At 71.6% G+C, this 25,811-nt stretch carries 16 protein-coding genes and 1 pseudogene; 10 read left to right on the top strand and 7 right to left on the bottom strand.

Annotated features, from left to right (window positions below):
- Positions 1 to 80 precede the first annotated feature (80 nt).
- Entirely contained in the window at positions 81 to 761 is a 681-nt protein-coding gene (locus tag JT362_RS32860; protein WP_260195780.1) for a GntR family transcriptional regulator, read from the top strand.
- On the opposite strand, the gene JT362_RS32855 is transcribed toward JT362_RS32860, so the two are convergent.
- The 4 genes and pseudogenes from JT362_RS32855 to JT362_RS32840 form a co-directional block, all read right to left on the bottom strand.
- Positions 740 to 1,636, bottom strand: a complete 897-nt coding sequence (locus JT362_RS32855; RefSeq protein WP_260195828.1) for a 5-oxoprolinase subunit C family protein — start codon at positions 1,634 to 1,636, stop codon at positions 740 to 742. The genes JT362_RS32860 and JT362_RS32855 overlap by 22 nt on opposite strands.
- A 30-nt stretch (positions 1,637 to 1,666) precedes the next feature.
- Positions 1,667 to 2,263: pseudogene (gene pxpB, locus JT362_RS32850) on the bottom strand (5-oxoprolinase subunit PxpB); the annotation flags it as partial.
- Positions 2,260 to 3,030 carry a LamB/YcsF family protein gene (locus JT362_RS32845; protein ID WP_260195827.1) on the bottom strand — a complete coding sequence of 257 codons (771 nt, stop codon included), beginning with the start codon at positions 3,028 to 3,030 and terminating at the stop codon, positions 2,260 to 2,262. The pseudogene pxpB and the gene JT362_RS32845, both read right to left, overlap by 4 nt.
- Before the next feature lie 137 nt (positions 3,031 to 3,167).
- Entirely contained in the window at positions 3,168 to 4,487 is a 1,320-nt protein-coding gene (locus JT362_RS32840) for an MFS transporter (protein WP_260195779.1), read from the bottom strand.
- 197 nt (positions 4,488 to 4,684) lie between these two features.
- Between JT362_RS32840 and JT362_RS32835 the strand changes: the two genes are divergently transcribed.
- From JT362_RS32835 to JT362_RS32815, 4 genes are read left to right on the top strand one after another with little or no spacing between them, the layout of a single operon-like run.
- Positions 4,685 to 7,930 carry a DUF2961 domain-containing protein gene (locus JT362_RS32835; protein WP_260195778.1) on the top strand — a complete coding sequence of 1,082 codons (3,246 nt, stop codon included), beginning with the start codon at positions 4,685 to 4,687 and terminating at the stop codon, positions 7,928 to 7,930.
- A 13-nt stretch (positions 7,931 to 7,943) separates the two neighbouring features.
- The gene (locus JT362_RS32825) at positions 7,944 to 9,512 is read left to right on the top strand and encodes a peptidoglycan DD-metalloendopeptidase family protein (RefSeq protein ID WP_311202786.1); all 1,569 of its coding nucleotides are present in this window, start codon (positions 7,944 to 7,946) and stop codon (positions 9,510 to 9,512) included.
- A gap of 32 nt (positions 9,513 to 9,544) precedes the next feature.
- Positions 9,545 to 11,038 (top strand): FG-GAP repeat domain-containing protein, encoded by a 1,494-nt coding sequence (locus JT362_RS32820; RefSeq protein WP_260195777.1) that lies wholly within the window; start codon positions 9,545 to 9,547, stop codon positions 11,036 to 11,038.
- A gap of 11 nt (positions 11,039 to 11,049) precedes the next feature.
- On the top strand, positions 11,050 to 13,065 hold the full coding sequence (locus tag JT362_RS32815) for an N-acetylmuramoyl-L-alanine amidase (RefSeq protein ID WP_260195776.1): 2,016 nt from the start codon (positions 11,050 to 11,052) through the stop codon (positions 13,063 to 13,065).
- Between the two features lie 39 nt (positions 13,066 to 13,104).
- Here the strand turns inward: JT362_RS32815 and JT362_RS32810 are convergent, their stop codons facing one another.
- Both JT362_RS32810 and JT362_RS32805 read right to left on the bottom strand, forming a co-directional pair.
- Complete coding sequence (locus JT362_RS32810) at positions 13,105 to 13,713, bottom strand: FMN reductase (RefSeq protein ID WP_260195775.1); 609 nt, start codon at positions 13,711 to 13,713, stop codon at positions 13,105 to 13,107.
- The gene (locus JT362_RS32805) at positions 13,710 to 14,798 is read right to left on the bottom strand and encodes an LLM class flavin-dependent oxidoreductase (RefSeq protein ID WP_260195824.1); all 1,089 of its coding nucleotides are present in this window, start codon (positions 14,796 to 14,798) and stop codon (positions 13,710 to 13,712) included. Before JT362_RS32805 ends, JT362_RS32810 begins: the two co-directional genes overlap by 4 nt.
- 170 nt (positions 14,799 to 14,968) lie before the next feature.
- Between JT362_RS32805 and JT362_RS32800 the strand changes: the two genes are divergently transcribed.
- The 5 genes from JT362_RS32800 (at position 14,969) to JT362_RS32780 (ending at position 22,117) form a co-directional block, all read left to right on the top strand.
- A complete protein-coding gene (locus JT362_RS32800; RefSeq protein WP_260195773.1) occupies positions 14,969 to 16,534 on the top strand; it encodes a chitinase in 1,566 nt (521 codons plus the stop codon).
- Positions 16,531 to 18,285: a chitinase gene (locus tag JT362_RS32795; RefSeq protein ID WP_260195771.1), complete on the top strand. Its 1,755-nt coding sequence runs from the start codon at positions 16,531 to 16,533 to the stop codon at positions 18,283 to 18,285. The genes JT362_RS32800 and JT362_RS32795 overlap by 4 nt, the downstream gene beginning before the upstream one ends.
- Before the next feature lie 463 nt (positions 18,286 to 18,748).
- Positions 18,749 to 20,599 carry a M6 family metalloprotease domain-containing protein gene (locus JT362_RS32790; protein WP_260195822.1) on the top strand — a complete coding sequence of 617 codons (1,851 nt, stop codon included), beginning with the start codon at positions 18,749 to 18,751 and terminating at the stop codon, positions 20,597 to 20,599.
- Positions 20,600 to 20,670: 71 nt separating this feature from the next.
- On the top strand, positions 20,671 to 21,480 hold the full coding sequence (locus JT362_RS32785; RefSeq protein ID WP_260195769.1) for a pentapeptide repeat-containing protein: 810 nt from the start codon (positions 20,671 to 20,673) through the stop codon (positions 21,478 to 21,480).
- Positions 21,481 to 21,484: 4 nt separating this feature from the next.
- Positions 21,485 to 22,117: a CG0192-related protein gene (locus tag JT362_RS32780; RefSeq protein WP_260195768.1), complete on the top strand. Its 633-nt coding sequence runs from the start codon at positions 21,485 to 21,487 to the stop codon at positions 22,115 to 22,117.
- On the opposite strand, the gene metH is transcribed toward JT362_RS32780, so the two are convergent.
- Positions 22,102 to 25,713, bottom strand: coding sequence for a methionine synthase (gene metH / locus JT362_RS32775; protein WP_260195767.1), 3,612 nt, complete (start codon positions 25,711 to 25,713; stop codon positions 22,102 to 22,104). The genes JT362_RS32780 and metH overlap by 16 nt on opposite strands.
- Between the last annotated feature and the right edge of the window lie 98 nt (positions 25,714 to 25,811).

Below are 25,811 nucleotides of genomic sequence, written 5' to 3'. Positions count from 1 at the left end.
CGAAATCCCCTGGCGCCCCGGGGTGCCGGAAGGCGATACAATCGAGGTGGAAACCGCAGGTCGGAGATGGTGGGAGTGTTGTGAGCGCGGACCTGGAGCTCGCTGCCGACCGGGGGTTGCTCGGCCGGACCAGCACGGTGGAGCGGCTGGCCGACGTGCTGCGCACCCGGATCACCGAGGGGTTCTTCGCGCCGGGGGAGCGGCTCGCCGAGGACTCGATCGGGACCGCGCTCAAGGTCTCCCGGAACACCGTGCGGGAGGCGTTCCGGCTGCTGACCCACGAGCGGCTGCTGGTGCACGAGCTCAACCGGGGCGTGTTCGTCCGCCGGCTCACGCTCGACGACCTGGTCGACCTCTACCGGCTGCGCACCCTGCTCGAGTGCGGCGTGGTCCGCGAGCTGACCGCACCGCCGGACGGGTCGGCGATGGCGGCCGCGGTCGCGCAGGGCGACGAGGCGGTGCGTGCGCGGGACTGGCGCGGCCTCGGCACCGCGAACATGCTGTTCCACCAGGCCATCACCGCCCTGGCCGGCAGTCCGAGGATGGACGACCTGATGCGCGGCGTACTCGCCGAGCTGCGCCTGCACTTCCACACCGTGAACGACCCCCGCGGCCTGCACGAGCCGTACCTGGAGCGCAACCGCGAGATCCTGGCCGTCGTCGAGACCGGCGACGGCCCCGAGGCGGAACGTCTCCTGCGCACCTACCTCAGCGACTCCGAGCACCAGCTCGTCGCGGTCTACCGGGCCGCCGCCCGCTGAACCACCCGGAAGGTGACCGCCTGGCCGGGCCGGGCCTGGGCGAGGATCCCCAGGTCGCGGGTGTGCACCACCCCGATCACCGGGTAGCCGCCGGTGACCGGGTGGTCGGCGAGGAACAGCACCGGCTGCCCGGACGGCGGCACCTGGATCGCGCCGGCCACCATGCCCTCGCTGGGCAGCTCACCGTCCCTGGCCCGGGCGAGCGCGGGGCCGTCCAGGCGGAGGCCGACGCGGTTGCTGTCCGCGGTGACCACGTACCGTCCTCGGCGCAGGGTGTCCAGGGCGTCGGGGGTGAACCAGTCGGCGCGGGGGCCGGGGACGACCCGCACCTCCAGGTCGCCGGACTCCAGCGCGGGCACCGGTGCCACCTCGACCGCCGGCGGCGGTCCATCGTGGTCGGTGCCGACCGGGAGCACGGTGCCGGGCGACAGCGCGTCCGGGCCGAGGCCGGCGAGCACATCCGTGGCGCGGGACCCGAGCACCGGCGGCACCGCGACGCCACCCCGGACGGCGACGTAGCCGCGCAGGCCGACCTCGGGCGCCCCGATCGTCAGGCGACCGCCCGCGGGCACGGTGAACGGCGCGTTCGGCGCCTCGGCCCGGCCGTCGCGGTCGAGCGGGCACGGCGCGCCGGTCACCGCGACCAGCGTGGCGGCCCGGAACACGAGCGTCGCGCCGCCGAGGGTCAGCTCCAGTACCGCCGCGTGCTCGGCGTTGCCCACCAGCCGGTTCGCCAGCGCCGCCGCCCCCGCGTCGGCGGCGCCGGACCGGCCGACCCCCATCGAGCCGAAGCCGGGCCGCCCCCGGTCCTGCACGGTCGCCAGCGGTCCACACCGGACCACCTCGATCCCCGCGGCCGGCTCCGGGCGCTCCACAGTGGACGGAGGAGCGGGGTCGAGGGAGTCCACCGGCACGAACCGCACCCGGTTGCCCGGGCGCAGCAGGGCCGGCGGCGTCCGGCCGGCGTCCCACAGCGGCACGGTCGTGCGGCCGAGCAGGTGCCAGCCGCCCGGCGAGGAGCGCGGGTACACCCCGGTGAACTCGCCGGCCACCCCCACCGAGCCGGCCGGCACCCGCACCCGGGGCGTGTCCCGCCTCGGCAGCCGCAGCCGGTCGTCCAGGCCGGTCAGGTAGCCGAAACCCGGTGCGAACCCGGAGAACGCGACCACGTACTCCGGCGCCGCGTGCGCCTCGACCACCCCGGCCACGCCGAGCCCGGTGCGCGCCGCCACCTCAGCCAGGTCCTCGCCGTCGTAGCGGACCGGCACCTCCACCAGCTCGCCCGCCGCCGACACCCGGGACACCGGCTCGACCGCCGCCAGCTCCCGTGCCAGCTCCTCGGCGGACACCTCGGCCGGGTCGAACCGGACCAGCAGCGTGCTGGCCGCCGGCACGAGATCGGTGACCCCGGCCGGCGGCGCGTCCGCCAGCGCCGCGTACAGGCCGAGCGCCGCCTCGGTGTCGAGCAGCAGCGCCGCGTCCCCGCACGGCAGCACCCTCACACGAAGCTCCGCACCGTCACCCCGGCCCCGGTCAGCGCCTCCCGGGCCGCCGTGACCAGCTCCAGCGCGCCAGGCGTGTCGCCGTGCACGCACACCGACCGCGCGTCGACCGTGAGCACGGTCCCGTCGACGGCGACGATCTCGCCCGCCTCGGCCAGCCGCACGCACCGCTCCGCGACCGCGGCCGGGTCGGACAGCAGCGCGTCCGGCGACCGGCGCGGCACCAGCCGGCCGTCCGGGGTGTACCCGCGGTCCAGGAACGCCTCGCGCACCACGGGAAGCCCGGCCTTGTCGGCGATCGCGAGCCAGCGCGATCCGGGCAGCCCGAGCACCGGCAGCGTCGCGTCGAACTGGTGGACCGCCTCGACCACCGCGCCCGCCTGGGCGTCGTCGCGGCCGATGGTCCCGTACAGCGCGCCGTGCGGCTTGACGTAGCCGACCCACCCACCGGCCGCCGCCGCGAACGCGTGCAGCGCGCCGAGCTGGTACAGCACGTCGTCGGTCAGCTCCGCCGGCGGGACGTCGACGTACCGCCGGCCGAACCCGGCGAGGTCCCGGTAGCCGACGTGCGCGCCGATCGCCACCCCGTTGCGCACCGCCGTCTCGCACGCCCGCCGCATCGTCCCGGGGTCACCGGCGTGGAAGCCGCACGCGATGTTGGCGCTGGACACCACGCCGAGCAGCGCGTCGTCGTCGGTGATGCGCCAGGCCCCGAAACCCTCCGCCACATCACAGTTCAGGTCGATGCCTTCTCCGCCTCCCCGGATTTTTTGGTTGGGGTCACTTTGGGGGACGAAAGGTTCTGTTTGGTCACGTACTTGTGGCCGGGTTGCGTCACGTTCCCCTGAGGTGCGGTTGGGGACAGCGCGGGTTGGGTTGAGGACAGATGGTGTCATGTCGTCAGTCATGTGGTCGCCACCTCACGGGTCGTCTCCTCTTCGGACTCCACCACCGGGTCGCGGGCGAGCCACAGCCCGATCGCGGTCAGCACCGCGCTGAACACCACGTACGCCCCCAGGATCCACCAGTTGCCGACCAGCGCGAGCAGCGCGGTCAGGATCAGTGGCGCGGGCGCGCCGCCGATCACGCCGGCGAGCGTGTAGGCCAGCGACGAGCCGGTGTAGCGCAGCCGGGGCGAGAACTGCTCGGTGAGCAGCGCCGCCTGCGGGCCGTACAGCATCGCGTGGATCGCCAGCGCCACCACGGTGCCGAGCACCAGCAGACCGAACGAGCCGTCGCCGAGCATGGGGAAGAACAGGAACGGCCAGATCGCCGCCGCGATCGTGCCGACCAGGGTGAGCAGGCGCCGGTTCATCCGGTCGGACAGCGCGCCGAACGCCGGCATCAGCAGCAGCTGGCACGCCGAGCCGATCATCACCGCGGTGGAGCCCTCGCTGCGCGACATGTCCAGCTCCTGGGTGATGTAGGTGAGCGTGAACACGGTGAACAGCGAGTACAGCACGTCCGGGCAGACCCGCACGAGGATCCCGGCGGCCAGCGCCCTGCGCTCGGTGGTGACCACTTCGGACACCGGCGCGCTGGGCCGCTCGCCCCGGTCGGCGATCCGCTGGAACACCGGCGTCTCCTCAAGCCGCAGCCGGATCCACAGTCCGAACAGGACGAGCACGGCCGACAGCAGGAACGCGATCCGCCAGCCCCACGAGGTGAACGCCGCCTCCGACATCGTCCCGGACAGCAGCGCCAGCACGCCGTTCGCGAGCAGCGTGCCGGCCGGTGGTCCGATCTGCGCGGCCGACGCCCAGAAACCCCGTCGGCGCGGATCGCCGTACTCGCTGGACAGCAGTACCGCGCCGCCCCACTCGCCGCCGACCGCGACGCCCTGGGCGAACCGGAGCAGCACCAGCAGTACCGCGGCCAGGCCGCCGATCGCCGCGTGCGTCGGCAGCAGGCCGATGAGGAACGTCGCGATCCCGGCCAGCAGCAGCGTGTGGACCAGGATCTTCTTGCGTCCCAGCACGTCGCCGAGCCGGCCGAACACGAACCCGCCGAGCGGGCGGGCGAGGTAGCCGACCGCGTAGGTGGAGAACGCGGCCATCGTGCCGACCAGGTCGTCGCCGGAGGGGAAGAACAGGTCGCCGAACACCGTGGCGGCGGCGACCGAGTAGGCCGCGAAGTCGTAGTACTCCAGCGCGGTCCCGGACAGGCTCGCGGCGTAGGCACGGCGTAGCGCCCTGGGTTCCACGGCGCTTCGAGCGGAGGTCATGGGGATCACGTCCCATCTCTCGCCGGTTGTGGGTAACTGCTTACGCTACGTGTCGTAGGACAATCCGGCAATACCCTTGTTCGACGGTCTCGGTTCGTGAATCGGTACCGCCACCCGGTCTATTGACGTGAGTAAGTACCAGCCGCACACTGCGAGTAATCGTTTACTCGCGCGTCCGGACCGGAAGGTGGCCCACGATGCGGAGAATCCGGCGATCCCTGCTCGCCGTCGTTTCCTCACTCGCCCTCGCGGTGACCGGAATGGTCACCGTCCCCAGCGCGGCAGCCGACACCGGCCCGGCCGCGAGCAACGGTCCGGTCGGCTGGGACACCTACCGCCGGCTGGACCTGCTGCCGGACCTGGCGTCCGGCTCGCAGACCAAGCAGTTCTCCAGCTTCGCCCGCAACGGCAGCAACGACGACGGCTTCGTCGGCCGCTACTCCTGCCTGCGCACCGGCGGCCCCGGCTGCGTGCTGGCCGAGGACCGGGGACCGGGTGAGCTCCAGTCGATCTGGTTCACCCGCGACAACGGCGACGTCACCGCCACCGGGAACATCCGGATCGTGCTGGACGGCGTGACCGTGCTCGACACCAACCTGCAGCGCGTCGTGAACGGCGACCTCGGCGCGCCGTTCGTCTGGCCGCTGGTGACCAACGCCGACCAGACCTCCGGCGGCGTCACCATCAAGGTGCCGATGCCCTACCGGGAGTCGATGCTCGTCACCACCACGAACAACCCGCTCTTCTACCACGTCGGCTACCGGGAGTTCGCCACCGCCGACGGCGTCGCCCGGTTCGACCAGGACGATCCCGCCACCGACGTGGTCAACACGCTCCGCCAGGCCGGACGGCTCGACCCGAAACCGGCGCAGCCGGGCGCGCGCACCGAGACCGCGACCGTCTCACCCGGTCCCGGCGCGACCGCGACGCTGGCGGACCTCGACGGCCCGGCCGCGATCACCGGGCTGCGCCTGCGGGTGCCCGACTCCGCCGACACCGAGGCGAACCTCGCCGGGCTGCGGCTGCGGATCACCTTCGACGGACGGACCACAGTGGACTCCCCGGTCGGTGAGTTCTTCGGCGCGGGCCTGGGGGAGCGGGACGTGCGCGCGCTGATGTTCGGCATGGACCCGAACCCGGGCGGCTGGTACAGCGCGTGGTGGATGATGCCGTACGCGTCGAGCGCGACCGTGCGGCTGGTGAACACCACCGGCGGCCGGATCTCCGGGATCGAGGCGGAGATCACGCACGCGCCGAACGCCCGCTGGGCCACCGAGCTCGGCCCGGGCGGCGGCTCCGGGCACTTCACCACCGACTCCCGCCATGGCGAGACCACGCAGGCCAGGGACTGGATCGTGGCCGACCAGCCGGGCCGGGGGCGGTTCCTCGGCGTCTCCCAGACCGTGCGGAACTCCGTGCCGGGTGGCAACGAGCGCGGCTACCTCGAGGGCGACGAGCGGATCCACGTCGACGGCTCGCGCAGCCCGCAGTTTCACGGCACGGGTACCGAGGACTACTACGAGTCCGGCTGGTACTACAACCGAGGCGAGTACTCCGGCGTGTTCACCGGCAACACCGGACACCGGATCCGCACCGGCTCGTGCGCGGTCGAGTGCGACTCGATGTACCGGATCCAGATCGGCGACGCGGTGTCGTACACGGCCGGGCTGCGGTTCGGCATCGAGCACGGGCCGCAGAACGACATGCCGGTCGCCGAGAGCAGCACCGCGTTCCTCTACACCCGCCAGGACGTGGCGAGCCGCACGACCGACACGGTCGTCGTCGGTGATGCCGGCAGCCGCGCCGCGCACGCCTACACCGAATCGGGTGGGGCCGACCAGTACGGGCTGACCGCGGTGTACGAGGGCGACGAGGACCACGACGCGTTGACCGCCCAGGTCCGCTCGACCGGCGGCGCGGTCAGCTTCCGGCTCGCCGTCGACCCGGGCAACCAGGGCGTCCGGTTGCGCCGCACGAGCGACCAGAACACCGCGTACCAGTCGGCGGCGGTCACCGTGGACGGGCGGCCGGCCGGTACCTGGGTCCAGGCGCTCGGCAACACGTTCCAGCGCTGGCTCGACGACGACTTCACCCTGCCGGCGGCGCTGACCGCCGGGAAGTCCACGATCACCGTGCGGCTGGTGCCGAACGGCCCGCGCTGGACGGCGTCCCGGTACGAGGCGCTGAACCTGGTCGCGCCGTTCACCGACTCGACCGCGCCCAGCGGAGTCGGCGGGCTCGCGGTCGGACAGGGCCGCACGCACGCGGTCCCGCTGAGCTGGAGCCCGGCGACCGACGACGTGGGCGTGGCCGGGTACCGGGTGTACGCGTCGACATCGCCCGGGTCGACGGGCGGCCTGGTCGGCACCACGACCTCGCCGGTGTTCCGGCACGGCCCGCTGCCGGCGGGCGCGCAGCGGTACTACCGCGTGGTGGCCGTGGACCGCGCGGGCAACGCCGGGCCCGTGTCCGCAGCGGTGAGCGCGCGGGTGGAGGCGCGGAACACCAGCGACGTCGACGGCGACAACCGGGACGACGCGGTGGTGTTCACCCAGGGCGCGGCGGCCGACGTGCTGACCGCGCGGTCCACCGGGTCGGCCTTCGGCGCGCCGGTGAAGGGCCACGACTACTTCTCCGTCGACGGCGAGGTGCCGCGCACCGGCGACGTGAACGGCGACGGCCGCGCGGACATCGTCACGTTCACCCGGGGCACGGCCGCCGACGTGTACGTGTCGCTGTCCACAGGGGACGGTTTCGGCCCGTCCGCCAAGTGGCACGATCACTTCGCCATCGGCACCGAGCACCCCGAACTGGGCGACGTGAACGGCGACGGGCGCGCGGACCTGATCACCTTCACCCTCGGCACCGCTGGCGACGTGTACGTGGCGTTGTCCACCGGGAACGGGTTCGGGCCGGGCGTGAAGTGGCAGGACAACTTCGGCTACGGCGCCGAACGCCCGGCGGTCGGCGACTTCGACGGCGACGGCCGCGACGACGTGGCCGTGTTCACCGGCGGCGCGCAGGGCGACGTGTACGTGTCGCTGTCCAACGGCGTCGCGTTCGTGCAGGAGGTCTGGCGCTGGCACGACCACTTCGCCATCGGTGACGAGCTGGCCGGCACCGGCGACGTGAACGGCGACGGCCGCGACGACGTGGTCACGTTCACCCGGGGCGACACGGCGGACGTGTACGTGTCGCTGTCCGACGGCGGCCGGTTCGTGCAGAACGCCTGGCGCTGGCACGACTTCTTCGCGACCGCCGGCGAGGCGCCCGGCCTCGGCGACGTGAACGGCGACGGTCGTACCGACGTCCTCACCTTCACCCGAGGCGCCGCCGCCGACGTGTGGGTGGCGACCTCGACCGCGTCGTCCTTCGGTACCTCCGCGAAGTGGCACGACCAGCTCGCGGCCGGCACCGCCATCCCCCGACCCAGCCTGATCTGAGAGCAGGACGACCATGACCCGCTGGCGAAGACTCGTCATCGCGGCGGCGGTCACCTCGGCCGTCGTCGTCCCCACCGCCACCGCAACAGCCACCGCAACAGCCACCGCCACCCCGAAGGACGGTCCGGCCGCCGAGGCGGCCCAGCCCCGGATCGTCGACGACACACCGCCCGCGACGATCCAGGCGGGGCCGCGGCCGAACTTCCGCGCGCCCTGGCCGTGCGGCGAGCAGCGGCAGTACTACCACCACTCCAGCGAGGTGGTGAACGCGCTCGACTTCAACATCGCCGGCGGTGAGGACCTCGGCACGCCGGCGCTCGCGTCCGCGCCGGGCACCGTGATCGACGTGGTGCCCAACCACGCCGGCTACGGCAACTACGTCCGGGTCGACCACGGCGGGGGCTGGACCAGCATGGTCGCGCACCTGTCCGCGTTCTCGGTGTCCCGAGGCCAGTACGTGGCGGCCGGTACCGAACTCGGCAAGGTCGGCAGCACGGGCAACTCCACCGGCCCGCACCTGCACTACGAGCAGGAGGCCGACGGCGCCAACCAGCCGATCGTGATCGACGGTGTCGCGCTGCCCTACAGCGGTGCGATCCGCTACCACACCAGCGGGAACTGCGGCGGTGGCGGCAGCGGGCTGTTCGGCGGCTCGCCGACCGACGTCACCGGCGACGGCAAGGACGACATCGTCACGTTCACCGTCAACCAACTCGCCGACGTCTACACCGCGCCGTCGACCGGCACCGGGTTCGGCGCCAGCGTCAAAGCCCACGACTTCTTCGGCCTGGCCGGCGAGACCCCGCTGACCGGGGACTTCACCGGCGACGGCCGGGACGACATCGTCACGTTCACCCACGGCCCGCTGGACGACGTGTACGTGGCGGCGTCCGACGGTCTGCGGTTCGGACCGTCGGCCAAGTGGCACGACCGGTTCGCGCTCACCGGCGAGATCCCCGCCGTCGGCGACGTGAACGGCGACGGCCTCGACGACATCGTGACGTTCACCCGGGGTGCGGCGGGCGACGTGTGGGTCGGGCTGTCCACCGGCACGTCGTTCGGGGCCGGACAGAAGTGGCACGACTTCTTCGCGATCGGCGAGGAATTCCCCGCCCTCGGCGACGTCGACGGCGACGGCCGCGACGACCTGATCACCTTCACCCGGGGCACCACCGGCGACGTGTACGTCGCGCTGTCCACCGGCACCGGGTTCGGGCCGGGCGTCAAGTGGCACGACTGGTTCTCGGTCGGCGGCGAACAACCCCGCGTCGGCGACTTCGACGGCGACGGCCGCGCGGACATCGCCACGTTCACCACGAACGCCGCGGCCGACGTGTACGTGGCGCTGTCGAACGGGTCCGAGTTCGTCGGCACGGAACGGAAGTGGCACGACTTCTTCGCGCTCGCCGGGGAGTTCCCGTACACGGGTGACTTCAACGGCGACGGGCTCTACGACATCGTGACGTTCACCCACACCGCCTCCGCGGACGTGTACGTGGCGCTGTCGAACGGGTCCGAGTTCGTCGGCACCGAACAGAAATGGCACGACTTCTTCGGTCTGCCCGGCGAACGCTCCTTCTGACGTAAACGATTTCCTGGAAGGACACCCTGCACATGTCCAGGTACAGACCCGTCCGGGGAGCGGTGACCGCGCTGGCGGCCGCGGCACTGGTCCTCGGCATGCTCACCGCCCCCGCGACCGCCGCACCACCGCCGGCGCCCCCGACCGGCGACCACGTGCCGCTGAGCGTGAACCCTCATGCCTGCCCCAGCATCCCGCCCAACCACGATCCGAACGTCATCCGCACCGTCTACCAGGTGGGGCTCGACCGGAACGTCTCGGACAAGGTCATGCTGGCCGCGTTCGAGGCGGGCTGGGTCGAGTCGCACATGAACAACCTGCCGTGCGGCGACAAGGACTCGCTCGGCGTGTTCCAGCAGCGGCCAAGCCAGGGCTGGGGCACGCCGGAGCAGATCATGCAGGTGCCGTACGCGGCCACCCAGTTCTTCATCCAGGCCCAGGCCAACGAGCCGAAGTACCCGCACTACACCGCCGGCCAGCTCGCGCAGAGCGTGCAGCGCTCGTGCTGCCCGGAGCGCTACGACCAGGCCGAGGGCAAGGCTCGTGCGATGCTGGCCGAGGCGGCCGGCATGATCAGCCCGAGGGTGTTCACCGGCTCGTCGACCGACTTCGACGGCGACGGCCGGGACGACATCGTGACCTTCACCCACGGCCCGCTCGACGACGTCTACGTCGCCCTGTCCACCGGAGCCGGGTTCGACGGCACCTCGGTGAAGTGGCACGACCGGTTCGCCCTCACCGGCGAGACCCCGCTGACCGGGGACTTCAACGGCGACGGCAAGGACGACATCGTCACGTTCACCCACGGCTCGCTCGCGGACGTCTACGTCGCGCTGTCGAACGGCTCGTCGTTCGGGCCGGGCGTCAAGTGGCACGACTACTTCTCGCTGAACGGCGAGGTCCCGTCGGTCGGTGACGTCAACGGCGACGGCCTGGACGACATCGTCACGTTCACCCGCAACGCGGCGGCCGACGTCTACGTGGCGCTGTCCACCGGCTCCGGGTTCGGGCCGGGGATCAAGTGGCACGACTTCTTCGGCCTGGCCGGCGAGTACCCGGGCGTGGCCGACGTGAACGGCGACGGCCGGGACGACATCGTGGTGTTCACCCGGGGCGACCTCGCCGACGTGTACGTGGCGCTGTCGAACGGCAGCGGGTTCGGTGGCAGCGCCAAGTGGCACGACTGGTTCGCGGTCGGCGGGGAGCTGCCGCGGATCGGCGACTTCAACGGCGACGGCATGGCCGACATCGCCACGTTCACCACGAACGCCGCAGCCGACGTGTTCGTCGCGCTGTCGAACGGCTCGGGCTTCACCGGCACCGAGCAGAAGTGGAACGACTTCTTCGCGCTCGCCGGCGAGTTCCCCTACACCGGCGACTTCGACGGCGACGGCCTGGACGACATCGTCACGTTCACCCACAACAGCCTCGCCGACGTCTACACCGCGCGCTCCACCGGCACCGGCTTCCTCGGCGGCGCCAAGTGGCACGACTTCTTCGGCCTCGCTGGTGAGACCAGCTTCTGAGAGAGGTTCCCATGAGCAGACGATTGCTCGCGCTCGGCGCGGCGACCCTGACCACGCTCGGCCTGGCCGCCTGGCCAGCCCAGGCCGCTGAAGCCGACGGCCTGAACGCCGCGTTCGCCGGCGCCGCCGAGGAGTTCGACGTCCCGCGCGACCTGCTCGTCGCCGTCGGCCACGGCGAGACGCACCTGGACGGACACGCCGGGAAACCCAGTCAGGACAACGGGTACGGCGTGATGCACCTGGTGAGCAACCCGAAGCGGCAGACCCTCGAACTGGCCGCTGAGCTGACCGGCGAGCCGGTCGCCGAGCTGAAGGCCGACCGGGCGGCCAACGTGCGCGGCGGCGCCGCCGTGCTGCGCTCGCTCGCCGACGACGCCGGCATGTCCGGCGCCGACCGCGACGACCTGGCCGCGTGGCTCCCGGTGGTCGAGGACTACAGCGGCGCCGCCGACGACTCGGTGGCCGCGATGTACGCCGGCACCGTGTACGACCTGCTCCGCGCCGGCCTGCAGACCCGCACGCCCGACGGCGAGCTGGTCGGCGTGCCGGCGCACCCCGGGCTGCCCGCCCCGGCGGCCCGCGAGGACGTGTCGGCGCAGGGCATGGACTACCCGGACTCCCGGTGGATCCCCGCGCACAGCGGCAACTACGCCAACGGCCGGTCGGCGGCGATCGACCAGATCGTGGTGCACGTGACCCAGGGCTCGTACGCCGGCACGATCAGCTGGTTCCAGAACCCGGCGTCCGGGGTCAGCGCGCACTACGTGGTGAAGTCGTCCAACGGCGAGGTCACCCAGATGGTGCGCGACGGCGACACCGCGTACCACGCGCGCTCGGCGAACCCGAGAACGCTCGGCATCGAGCACGAGGGCTTCGTCGACAACCCGTCGTGGTTCACCGACTCGATGTACCGGTCGTCGGCGGCGCTGTCCCGCTGGCTCGCCGACCGGCACGGGATCCCGAAGAACCGCCAGGGGATCGTCGGCCACAACGAGGTGCCGGGCAACGACCACACCGACCCTGGCCCGCACTGGAACTGGGACTACTACCTGGACCTGGTGAACGGCGGCAGCTCGTCGTCCGGTGTCTACACGGGATCGTCGACGGACTTCAACGGTGACGGCATGGACGACATCGTCACGTTCACCCACGGCCCGCTGGACGACGTCTACGTCGCCCTGTCGTCGGGCTCGGGCTTCTCCGGCACGTCGGTGAAGTGGCACGACCGGTTCGCGCTGTCCGGCGAGACCCCGTTGACCGGGGACTTCAACGGCGACGGCATGGACGACATCGTCACGTTCACCCACGGCTCGCTCGCGGACGTCTACGTCGCGCTGTCGAACGGCTCGTCGTTCGGGCCGGGCGTCAAGTGGCACGACTACTTCTCGCTGAACGGCGAGGTCCCGTCGGTCGGTGACGTCAACGGCGACGGCCTGGACGACATCGTCACGTTCACCCGCAACGCGGCGGCCGACGTGTACGTGGCCCTGTCCAACGGCACGTCGTTCGGCCCCGGGGTGAAGTGGCACGACTTCTTCGGCATCGCCGGCGAGTACCCGGGCGTGGCCGACGTCAACGGCGACGGCCGGGACGACATCGTGGTCTTCACCCGCGGCACGCTCGCCGACGTCTACGTGGCCCTGTCGACCGGAACGGGCTTCGGCGGCAGCGCCAAGTGGCACGACTGGTTCGCCGTCGGCGGCGAGCAGCCCAGGGTCGGCGACTTCAACGGCGACGGCATGGCCGACATCGCCACATTCACCACGAACGCGGCGGCGGACGTGTACGTGGCCATGTCGAACGGTTCCGGCTTCACCGGCACCGAGCAGAAGTGGAACGACTTCTTCGGCCTGGCCGGCGAGTTCCCGTACACCGGTGACTTCGACGGCGACGGCCTGGACGACATCGTGACGTTCACCCACAACGACCTGGCCGACGTCTACACGGCGCGTTCCAACGGCACCGGCTTCCTCGGCGGCGCCAAGTGGCACGACTACTTCGGCCTGCCCGGCGAGACCAGTTTCTGACCGTGTTCGAGACCGGGGCGGCGCCCGCCCCGGCCTCCGTCACTCCCGCTCGCGCGGCAGCCGCAGGGCGGCCAACTGCTGTTCGAACGGGATCACCTGCTCCTCCGGCGGGGCGGCGGACGGCGGGCGCCCGGTCATCAGCTCGACCAGCTCGCCGGCCGCGCGGGCGATCCGGTGCGCCAGGTCGTCGCCGCCCGCGGACGCCCAGTCCTCCGACGCGGCGTACACCGCCGTCGGCACCACGACCGCGCGCAGGTAGGTGAACATCGGCCGCAGCGCGTGCTCCAGCGCCAGCGAGTGCCGGGCCGTGCCACCGGTCGCCGCGATCAGCACCGGCTTGCCCACCAGCGCGTCGTGCTCGACCACGTCGAAGAACGACTTGAACAGCCCCGAGTACGAGGCGGTGAAGATCGGGGTGGCCGCGATCACCCCGTCCGCCCCGGTCACCTGCTCGATGGCGGCCGCGAGCCGAGGGCTCGGGAACCCGGTGACCATGTTCTGCGCGATGTCGGTGGCCAGCTCACGCAGCTCCACCACCTCCACCGACACCTCGGTCTGCCCACCGACCGCCGCGGCGAGGCGGTCGGCGAGCAGCCTGGTCGACGACGGCACGGTCACGCCGGCCGACACCACGGCGAGCGTCCTCATCCGACCGACACCTCCCGCGCGGCGGCCTTCAGCGAGGCGTGCGTCGGCGCGTCCGGCACCTCGGCCGGCCGCCCGACGGCGAACTCCTCGCGCAGCACCGGGACGACCTCCTCGCCGAGGATGTCCAGCTGCTCCAGCACGGTCTTCAGCGGCAGCCCGGCGTGGTCCATCAGGAACAGCTGCCGCTGGTAGTCGCCGAAGTGCTCGCGGAACCCGAGCGTCCGGTCGATCACCTGCTGCGGGCTGCCGACGGTCAGCGGCGTCTGCGCCATGAAGTCCTCCAGTGATGGTCCGTGCCCGTACACCGGCGCGTTGTCGAAGTACGGCCGGAACTCGTTCACCGCGTCCTGGGAGTTCTTCCGCATGAACACCTGCCCACCGAGCCCGACGATGGCCTGTTCCGGGGTGCCGTGCCCGTAGTGGGCGTAGCGCTGCCGGTACAGCCCGATCAGGCGCATGTAGTGCTCCTTGGGCCAGAAGATGTTGTTGGCGAAGAACCCGTCGCCGTAGTAGGCGGCCTGCTCGGCGATCTCCGGGCTGCGAATCGACCCGTGCCACACGAACGGCGGCACGCCGTCGAGCGGGCGCGGAGTCGAGGTGAAGCCCTGCAGCGGGGTCCGGAACCGCCCCTCCCAGTCGACGACGTCCTTGCGCCACAGCTCGTGCAGCAGCGCGTAGTTCTCGATCGCCAGCGGGATCCCCTGCCGGATGTCCTGCCCGAACCAGGGGTAGACGGGCCCGGTGTTCCCCCGCCCCATCATCACGTCCACCCGCCCGTCGGCGAGGTGCTGCAACATCGCGAAGTCCTCGGCGATCTTGACCGGGTCGTTCGTGGTGATCAGCGTGGTCGAGGTGGACAGGATCAGCCGCTCGGTCCGCGCCGCGACGTACCCGAGCATCGTCGTCGGCGACGACGGCACGAACGGCGGATTGTGGTGCTCGCCGGTCGCGAACACGTCCAGCCCGACCTCCTCCGCCTTGAGGGCGATCGTCACCATCGACTTGATCCGCTCGTACTCGCTGACCGTCCGCCCGGTCGTCGGATCCGTGGTCACGTCCCCGACCGTGAAGATCCCGAACTGCATCACTCTCATCACCCTCAACTAGTTGCGTCTTCAACTACCCCCGTCAACAAGCATCCCGAGTCCGGCATTCCCGGGGCAAATTGGACTAGACAACGGCCGGTCATTGGTCTAGACATTTAGCTAACGTGCGGTGCCTCCCTGCTCGCCGCGCGTACTCGTGGAGGTCAGCGATGAAGCGTCCCCTCGTTCTGGTTCTCGCCATGGTTCTCGCCTGTCTCGGTACCGTCGCGCCGGTCGCGAGCGCGGCCGGGGAGCGGGCGGCCTTCGTCAAGACGTCCGACTGGGGGTCGGGCTGGGAAGGCCGGATCACCGTCACCAACGGCGGTACCAGCACCATCAACGGCTGGCGGGTCGAGTTCGACCTACCCGCCGGCACCTCGCTGGGCACCTACTGGGACGCCCTGCTGACCTCGAACGGCAACCACCACACCTTCACCAACCGCGAGTACAACGGCACCATCGCGCCCGGCGCCTCGGTGAGCTTCGGGTTCATCGGCTCCGGACCGGGCGCGCCGACGAACTGCCTGGTCAACGGGCAGTCGTGCGGTGGCGGGACCGATCCGGAACCGGGCGTTCCGGCCACGCCGGGCACCGTTCGGGTGACCGGGACCACCACGTCGGCCATCACCCTGGGCTGGGACGCGGTCGCCGGGGCCAGCGGGTACCGGCTGTACGAGGGCGACACCGTGCGCGCCACGGTCACCGGCACCTCGGTCACCGTCTCCGGGCTGGCGGCGTGCACCTCCCGCACCTACACGGTCGCCGCCTTCAACGACGTCGGGGAGTCCGCCCGCAGCGCGCCGGTCACGGCCACCACGGCCGGCTGCCCGCAGGCCGACCTGCCCCGCCACTTCCTCACCGGGTACTGGCACAACTTCGTCAACCCGGCCACCGAGCTGCGCCTGTCGGACGTGCCCGACTCCTACGACCTGATCGCGGTCGCGTTCGCCGAGGCGACCTCGACGCCGGGGCAGGTCACGTTCGGGGTCGACCCCGAGCTGTCGACCGCGCTCGGCGGGTACACGAACGCCCAGCTCAAGGCCGACGTCGCCGCGTTGCAGGCGCGCGGCAAGAAGGTGATCCTGTCGGTCGGCGGCGAGGCGGGCCGGGTGAGCGTCGGCGACTCCGCCTCGGCCACGAACTTCGCCAACAGCGTGCGTTCGATCATGGCCGAGTACGGCTTCGACGGGGTCGACATCGACCTGGAGAACGGCCTGAACCCGACCTACATGGCCCAGGCACTGCGCGACCTGCGCGGTCAGGTCGGCTCCGACCTGATCATCACGATGGCCCCGCAGACCATCGACATGCAGTCCACCAGCGGCTCGTACTTCGCCCTGGCGCTGGAGATCCGCGACATCCTGACCGTGGTGCACACGCAGTTCTACAACTCCGGCTCGATGCTCGGCTGCGACCAGGCGCAGGCCTACCACCAGGGCAGCGTCGACTTCATCACCGCGCTCGCCTGCATCCAGCTCGAGAACGGGCTGCGACCCGACCAGGTCGCGGTCGGCCTGCCAGCCGGACCGGGCGCGGCCGGCGGCGGGGTCGTGGCGCCCTCGGTAGTGACCGACGCGCTGGACTGCCTGGCCCGCGGCACGAACTGCGGCTCGTTCCAACCACCCAGGACCTATCCGGGCATCCGAGGCGCGATGACGTGGTCGATCAACTGGGACGTCACCAACGGCAACAACTTCGCCCGCACGGTCGCGCCGCACCTGGACACGCTGCCATGAGGCGGCGAGTACTCGCGGTTCTCGCCGCCCTCGGTGTCCTGTTCGGGCTCGCCACCCCCGTCTCGGCGGCGAACCTGGTGACCAACCCCGGCTTCGAGACCGGGACGCTCGCGGGCTGGACGTGCTCGGGCGGATCGGTGGTGACCGGCCCGGTCCGCTCGGGCGGTCACGCGCTCGCCGCCACCGCGACCGCCTCGGACCACGCCCGCTGCGCCCAGACCGTGGCCGTCCGACCGAACACGACGTACTCCGTCTCCGCCTGGGTGCGCGGGAACCCGGTGTACCTCGGCGTCGCCGGCGGGCCGTCGACCTGGACCGCGGCGACCGCGTACACCGAGCTGTCGCTGACCTTCACCAGCGGCGCCGACCAGACGTCGGCGGAGCTGTACCTGCACGGCTGGTACGGCGCCGGCACCTACCACGCCGACGACGTGGCCCTCGACGGTCCGGGCGGCAGCGAACCCGGCACGCCCGCGGCCCCGGGAGCCCCGACCGTCGGCGCGGTGACCGAGTCGTCGGTGGCGCTGTCCTGGCCCGCGGTGTCCGGCGCGGACGGCTACCGCGTGTACGAGGGAACGTCCTCGCGCGCCAGCGTGTCCGGCACCTCGACCGTCCTCACCGGGCTCGCCGCCTGCTCCACCCACACCTACGCGGTGGTGGCGCACAACGCCGCCGGCGAGTCGGCCCGCAGCGCCCCGGTGACCGCGACGACCGCCGGCTGCCAGGCCGCCGACCTGCCCCGGCACGCGCTGATCGGTTACCTGCACACCAGCTTCGCCAACGGGTCCGGCTACCTGCGGATGGCCGACGTGCCGGCCGAGTGGGACGTGGTCAACCTGGCCTTCGGCGAGCCGACCACCCCGACCTCCGGCGACATCCGCTTCCAGCTCTGCCCGGCCGCCGAGTGCCCGAACGTCGAGTCGGAAGCCGAGTTCGCCGCCGCGATCCAGGCGAAGCAGGCCCAGGGCAAGAAGGTGCTGATCTCCATCGGCGGCGCAGGAGGCCAGGTTCAGCTCACCACGACCGCCGCGCGGGACCGGTTCGTCTCGTCGGTGTCGGCGATCATCGACCGGTACGGCCTCGACGGCCTGGACATCGACTTCGAGGGCCACTCGCTGTACCTGGACCCCGGCGACACCGACTTCCGCAACCCCACGACCCCGGTGATCGTCAACCTGATCGACGCGCTGCGCGCCCTGAAGTCCCGCTACGGCGACGACTTCATCCTCAGCATGGCCCCGGAGACGTTCTTCGTCCAGGTCGGCTACCAGTTCTACGGCGCGGGCAACGGCGGCGACAACCGCCGGGGCTCGTACCTGCCGGTGATCCACGCGCTGCGGGACGCGCTGACCGTGCTGCACGTCCAGGACTACAACTCCGGCCCGGTGATGGGCCTGGACAACCAGTACCACACCATGGGCGGCGCCGACTTCCACATCGCGATGACCGACATGGTCAAGGCCGGCTTCCCGGTCGGGAACACCGGCCACACGTTCCCCGGCCTGCGCGAGGACCAGATCGCGTTCGGCGCCCCGGCCGCGGTCAGCGCCGGCAACGGGTACACCCCGCCCGCCCAGGTCCACCAGGCCCTCGACTGCCTGGCCCGCAACACCGACTGCGGCGGCTACACCCTGCGCGGCGGCGCGTCCCCGGCCATCCGCGGCCTGATGACCTGGTCGATCAACTGGGACCGCTACTACGGCTGGGAGTTCCAGAACAGCCACGCCCCGTTCCTCGACGGGCTGCCCTGATCCTCACGGCCGCGCCGTCACCGTCGGCGAGCACCCGGTACTCGCGCAGCGCCGTGCGGGAGTCGCCGAGCAGGCGGTAGCTGTCGGCCAGCAGGTACCTGGCCTGCCTGCCGGGAGAGGAACGTGGCCCGACGCGCTCACTCGGGAAACCCAGCCGATGCCGAACGGTCTTGATGTAGGTCCACGGCCGGGCTAGCGTCGATCCGTGACCCGCCATTCCCTGCTGGCGGCGGCGCTGTTGTCGGCCGCGGCGCTCGTCGCCGGGGTTGCCACCAGCCCCGCTTCCGCCGCGCCCCCGGACACCCCAGCCGCCCCCGAGCACCCCTGGCAGTACGACCACTGGCCCCGGCAGCAGCCGTGGCAGCAGGCCGCGCCGGACGCCCAGCCGTTCGAGGCGCGGCGTGCGACCCAGGCCGGTTTCCCGGCGCCGATCGACCCGCAGGACTGGGAGAACCCCGACCACATGACGTGGGCGGACTACCGCAAGCCGCCGAACACGAACTGGGCCGACCCGAACGTCGACGGGTCGGTGCGGGACTTCAAGGGCGCGCTCGTCCTGCTCGACTACCCGAACCAGCCGTTCGCGGTGACCCAGCCGCAGAACTCCACCGTGTTCGGCAACCCGAGCGCGGAGGCACACGACGTCCCCCGCGAGGAGGTCGCCGACTTCTACCACGACTTCCTCAACGTGCCCGGTGAGCTGAACCGCGGCCACACCATCCACGAGTGGTGGATGGAGGACTCCGGCGGCCGCTACGGCGTCGACCTGACCGCGTTCGGGCCCTACCAGATGCCGGGCAAGTCGCACGAGTACGCGATGGAGTTCCAGGGCGACGACGCCTGCCCCGCCGGCGACAACTGCGACCGGAACATCCGCACGGACGGGCGCGCCGCGTGGGTCGCCGACGTCGGCCAGGAGGTGCCGGCGGGCTTCGACTTCGTCTTCTTCCTCTCCGCCGGGCAGGACGAGTCGGCCACCTGGCAGGAGTTCGGGATGATGAAGTTCCCGACCCCCGAGGACGTCACCGACGAGTTCGGGCCGCCGGACGTGAGCCTGCCGAACTGGGCGGACACCCGGTACGTCGACTGGACCTCGTGGGCGTCGGCCGCGACCATCTGGCCAAACGCCGGCGGCGGGTCGTCCACCCAGGCCGAGAGCTCCGGCATGAGCACCTACGCCCACGAGCTGAGCCACATCCTCGGCATCGGGGACAACTACAACAACCCGTACGGCAACCCGCCGCGCCGGTCGTACTCCGGGATCTGGGAGATGCTCTCCCGAGGCACGTTCAACGGGCCGGGCGGACCGCACAGCCGCTGGGCGATCCCGGCGACCGGCGGCTCGTCGATGGGCGCGCAACACATGCTGCGCAACAAGATCAAGCTGGAGATGGTCGACGAGCGGAACGTGCTCCGGTTGTCCAGGGACGCGCTCGCCGACTCCGGGCTGGTGGTCGCGGACGTGACCGCGCGGGTGGTCCAGCCGGGCCGCAACGGGCTGTCCGGCATCAACATCCAGCTCGACGGCGGTGACCTCGCGCCCGCCTGCGACCCGAGGACCGACCCGTTCTGCGACGGCGGGAACTACGACAACTACACGGTCGAGGTCGTGGACCGGATGGGCGCGGACTCGTTCACCCCGGACGCCGGCGTGCTGCTGGCCAAGACGAAGAACGAGGACCGGGCGCCGTTCGAGTGGGTGATCGACGCCAACCCGCAGGACATCGGCATGACCGACTACGTCCTGCCGGACGGCACCGAGGTACCCATCACGATCGGCGACTACCGGCAGCTGTCCGACGCGCTGTTCCACGCCGGCGCGGACTCCGGCAGCGAGTACGAGTACGTCGACGAGGCCAACCGGCTGCACTTCTACGTGCTGAACCTCCGCCGCAACGCCCACGGCGAGCTGAGCTACACGGTCGCGGTCCGCTCGCTCGACGGGCCGGGCCCGCAGCGGCGCGGGGTGCGGGTGCTGCCGACCTCGGCGGTGCCGAACCGGGACGGGCTGGCGACGTGCCGGTTCCAGCTCGGCAACACCGGCGAGCGGACCCCGGCGTTCGGGGAGCACCCGGAGGACGTGCGCAAGCACCTGAACAGCGACGTGTACCGGGTGGAGGCCACCGCCACCGACGGCTGGGCGGTCAAGGTGCCCAACCACCTGGCCACCGCGCGGTTCGGGCAGTACGTGCGGGTGCCGGTCCACGCGCGCAAGGACGGCGCCGGCCCGAACTGGGCCAACGTCACCCTCACGGCCACGTCCGAGAGCGACCCGACCAGGACGTCCACGGCGACCTGCACGGTGGTCGGGTAACCGTCCAGAAGGTGACCTTCGGGACGCCGGGCGTCTCGAAGGTCACCTTTTCGGGGGCATATCGTGGCCGGGTGCGGGAGTTGCGGGCGGACTGCGGGAGCTGTGTCGGGTTGTGCTGCGTGGCGCCGGCGTTCGCGGCGTCGGCCGACTTCGCGGTGGACAAGCCGGCCGGCACGCCGTGCGCGAACCTGCTCGCCGACCACCGCTGCGGGATCCACGACTCGTTGCGGGACAAGGGGTTCCGCGGGTGCGCGGTGTTCGACTGCTTCGGTGCCGGGCAGCGGGTGACGCGGGAGACCTTCGACGGCCGGGACTGGCGAACCGAGCCGGCGGTCGCCCGGCCGATGTTCGCCGCGTTCCCGGTCGTGCGGGACCTGCACGAACTGCTCTGGTACCTCGCCGAAGCACTGGACCGCGCCCCGGCGGCCCTGCGCGCTGACCTGCGAGCGGCGTACGCCGAGACCGACCGGCTCGCCGGCCAGGACCCCGACGCGCTCGCGGCCGTCGACGTGCACGCGCACCGCGGCCGGGTGAACGCGCTGCTCACCCGCGCCAGCGAGGCCGTGCGCGGCCGCCGCGGCCCGCACCACCGAGGCGCCGACCTCGCCGGCCGCGACCTCGCCGGCGCCGACCTGCGCCGCGCGAACCTGCGCGGGGCCGTGCTGATCGGCGCCGACCTCACCCGCGCCGACCTGCGCCTCGCCGACGTGACGGGCGCCGACCTGCGCGGCGCGACCGTGTGCGGCGCGGACCTGTCCACCGCCCTGTTCCTCACCCAGTTCCAGGCCAACGCGACTCGCGGCGACACCGCCACCCTGCTGCCGGCCGCGGTGGACCGGCCGGCACACTGGGCCGCCCGCGCCGGCTCGCGGCTAGGGTGACGCCATGGCACTGATCCACCGGGCGACGATCCAGCCGACCAAGCTCGAACTCCTGACGAAGTGGCTGCCGAGCCGCGGCTGGTGCACCGGCCCGGTCGGCGAGTTGACGAAGGTGGCGGGCTACCGGTTCGACGACCCGGCCGGTGAGGTCGGCATCGAGACCCTCCTCGTCCGGACCGCCGACGGCACGGTGTTCCAGGTGCCCCTCACCTACCGCGCCGAGCCGCTCGCCGGCGGTGACGAGTGGCTGATCGGCACCGCCGAGCACTCGGTGCTGGGCAAGCGCTGGGTCTACGACGCGCTCGGCGACCCGGTGTACCCGCCGGCACTGGCCGCCGCGGTCCTCGCGAACACCGGCCAGGCCGAGGAGCTCCGGGAGGTCGACGGCCGGTTCGAGGTCAACCCGCTCACCATGGACGTGGCCAGCACCGGGCGCGGGGACGCGCCCACGGTCAACGCCGTCCTGGAGGTCACCGACGCCGACCCGGCGCGGATCAGGACGGACACCGTCGAGCTGGTCGTCCGCCGCCGCCTCGGCGCCGGAGCCGGTGTCGAGACCGAGGCGACCGGCGCCGTGCTGACCGGTACGTGGCCGGACCAGACGACGCCGGTGTCGCTGGCCTACTCCGGGTCGTAGGCCAGGTTCGGCCGCAGCCAGCGCTCCACCTCGGACCGGTCGAGGCCGCGCCGGACCGTGTAGTCCTCGATCTGGTCGCGGCCGACCCGGCCGACGGTGAAGTACCGCGACTCCGGGTGCGCGAAGATCAGCCCGCTGACGCTCGCCGCCGGGGTCATCGCGTACGACTCGGTCAGGTCGAGGCCGAGTTCCTTGGCCCGCAACAGGTCGAACAGCATGTCCTTCTCGCTGTGGTCCGGGCTGGCCGGGTAGCCGAGCGCCGGGCGGATGCCGCGGAACCGCTCCGCGTGCAGGTCCGCCAGCTCCGGCTGGGCGTCCGGTTCGAACCACGCCCGGCGCGCGGCCAGGTGGATGTACTCGGCGAACGCCTCCGCCATCCGGTCCGCCAGCGCCTTCACCATGATCGACTTGTAGTCGTCGTTCGCCGCCTCGTACCGCGCGGCCAGCTCCTCGGCGCCGTGGATCGCGACCGCGAACCCGCCGAGGTGGTCGCCGGCCGGGGCGACGTAGTCGGCCAGGCAGCGGTTCGGGCGACCGGCCGGCTTCTTCGTCTGTTGGCGCAGCATCGCGAACCGGGTGCCGTCCTCCAGCACGATGTCGTCGCCGTCGGAGTGCGCCGGCCAGAAGCCGTACACGCCGTGCGCCTGGAAGCTGTTGTTCGCGATGATCTCGTCGAGCATCGCGTTCGCGTCGTCGTACAGCTCGCGGGCCACCGGCTGGTCCAGGATCGCCGGGAACTTCCCGCGCAGCTCCCAGGCCAGGAACAGGAACTGCCAGTCGATCATCTCGCGCAGCTCGGGCAGCGTCGGCGTGACCGAACGCAGGCCGGTGAACTCGGGCGTCGGCAGGTCGTCGAAGGACACCTGCTCGCGGTTCGCGCGGGCCTGCTCGATCGACAGCAGCGGCGTGCGCTGCTTGTGCTCGTGCGCCTCCCGCAGCTTCGCCTGCTCGGCCCGGTTCGCCACCGCCAGCTCCTGCGCGCGGTCGGCGTCGAGCAGGTTCGACACCACGCCCACCACGCGCGAGGCGTCCAGCACGTGCACCGTCGTCTGCTCGTAGCTCGGCGCGATCCGCACCGCGGTGTGCTGGCGGGACGTGGTGGCGCCGCCGATCAGCAGCGGCAGGTCCATCCCGCGCCGCTGCATCTCGGTGGCCACCGTGACCATCTCGTCCAGCGACGGCGTGATCAGCCCGGACAGGCCGACCGCGTCGGCGCCCTCGGCCAGCGCGGTGTCCAGGATCTTCGCCGCCGGCACCATCACACCGAGGTCGATCACCTCGTAGTTGTTGCAGCCCAGCACGACGCCGACGATGTTCTTGCCGATGTCGTGCACGTCGCCCTTGACCGTGGCGAGCACGACCTTGCCCTGGCCGCGACCGGTGTCGATCTTGCCCTCGGCCTTCAGCCGCTCCTTCTCCTCCTCCATGAACGGCTCCAGGTAGGCCACCGAGCGCTTCATCACCCGCGCGCTCTTCACCACCTGCGGCAGGAACATCTTGCCGGAGCCGAACAGGTCGCCGACGATCTTCATGCCGTCCATCAGCGGACCCTCGATGACCTCCAGCGGCCGGGGCAGCTTCTGCCGGGCCTCCTCGGTGTCGTCCTCGATGAAGTCCACGATCCCGTGCACCAGCGCGTGCGACAGCCGCTCCTCGACGGTGCCCTCGCGCCAGGACAGGTCGACGGTCCGCTTGGTGCCGGAGCCCTTCACCGTCTCCGCGAACTCCACCAGCCGGTCGGTGGCGTCCTCGCGCCGGTCGAACAGCACGTCCTCGACCAGCTCGAGCAGGTCCTTCGGGATGTCCTCGTAGACCGCGAGCTGGCCGGCGTTCACGATGCCCATGTCCAGGCCGGCGCGCACCGCGTGCAGCAGGAACGCCGAGTGCATCGCCTCGCGCACGACGTTGTTGCCGCGGAAGGAGAACGACAGGTTCGAGATGCCGCCGGAGATGTGCGCTCCTGGGCAGCGCTCCTTGATCCGGGGGAGCGCGTCGATGAACGCCTTGGCGTACCCGTTGTGCTCGGCGATGCCAGTGGCCACGGCGAGCACGTTCGGGTCGAAGATGATGTCCTCGGCCGGGAACCCGACCTCCCGGGTCAGCAGGTCGTAGGCGCGGGCGCAGATCTCGACCTTGCGGTCGGTGGTGTCGGCCTGGCCCTGCTCGTCGAAGGCCATCACGACCACGCCCGCGCCGTAGTCACGGATCTTGCGTGCCTGGGCGAGGAACTGCTCCTCGCCCTCCTTCATCGAGATGGAGTTGACGACTCCCTTGCCCTGCACGCACTTCAGCCCGGCCTCGAGGACGGTCCACTTGGAACTGTCGATCATGATCGGGATGCGGGCGACCTCGGGCTCGGTCGCGACCAGGTTCAGGAACGTGGTCATCGCCTGCTCGCTGTCGAGCAGGTCGGCGTCCATGTTGACGTCGAGCAGGTTCGCGCCGCCGCGCACCTGCTCCAGCGCCACGTCCAGGGCGGCCTGGTGGTCGCCGCCCTCGATCAGCCGGCGGAACTTCGCCGACCCGGTGACGTTGGTCCGCTCGCCGATCATCACGAACCCGGTGTCCGCGCCGATCTCGAACGGCTCAAGGCCGGAGAACCGGGACGCGGCCTCGGGCGAGGGCACCGGCCGCGGCGCGATGCCCCGGACCGACTCCGCGATCGCGGCGATGTGCGCCGGGCCGGTGCCGCAGCAGCCGCCGACGACGTTCACCAGGTCCGCGTCGGCGAACTCACGCAGCAGCGCGCCGGTCTCGTCCGGGGTCTGGTCGTAGCCGCCGAACGCGTTCGGCAGGCCGGCGTTGGGGTGGCAGGCGGTGTAGGTGCCGGCGAGCTGGGCCAGCTCGGTGACGTGCGGGCGCATCTCCTCCGCACCAAGCGAGCAGTTCACGCCGACGACCAGCGGCTCGGCGTGCGCGATCGACCGCCAGAACGCCTCGACGGTCTGCCCGGACAGGGTGCGTCCGGACAGGTCGACGATGGTGACCGAGATCCACAGCGGCAGCTCGGGGGCGACCTCGCGGGCGGCGGCGATCGCGGCCTTGGCGTTGAGCGTGTCGAAGATCGTCTCGATCAGCAGCAGGTCGACCCCGCCCTCGGCGAGCCCGGCGATCTGCTCCGCGTAGGACTCCCGGACCTGGTCGAACGACACCGCGCGGTACGCCGGGTCCTCCACCTTCGGCGACAGCGAGAGGGTGACGTTCAGCGGTCCGATCGAACCGGCGACGAACCGGTTGTCGAACTGGTCGGCGGCCTGCCTGGCCAGCCGGGCACCTTCCACGTTCATCTCGCGCACGAGGTGTTGCAGACCGTAGTCGGCCTGCCCGATCGAGGTCGCGGTGAACGTGTTGGTCGTGGTGATGTCCGCGCCGGCCTCGAGGTACTGCCGGTGCACGTCGAGCACGACGTCCGGGCGGGTCAGGTTCAGCAGGTCGGGGTCGCCGGTGACGTCGTGGGTGTGGTCGGTGAACCGGTCGCCGCGGTAGTCCTCTGGGGTGAGGCCCGCACCCTGGAGCATGGTTCCCCATGCGCCGTCGAGCACCCCGATCCGCTGGTCGAACAGTGCCCGAAGGGCCTGGTGACGGTCGCTGGTCATGCGGTACCTCCCAGAGTCTCATCATGGGAGGCGCCCTTGTAGAAGTACTGGATTTCGGATCGAGCGTGGCGGACCCGGCCCCGGTGCCGCGTCCGTTG

Source organism: Actinophytocola gossypii, assembly GCF_025165815.1.
GTDB classification, from domain to species: domain Bacteria; phylum Actinomycetota; class Actinomycetes; order Mycobacteriales; family Pseudonocardiaceae; genus Actinophytocola; species Actinophytocola gossypii.
This window is presented reverse-complemented; position numbering and strand designations above follow the sequence as displayed.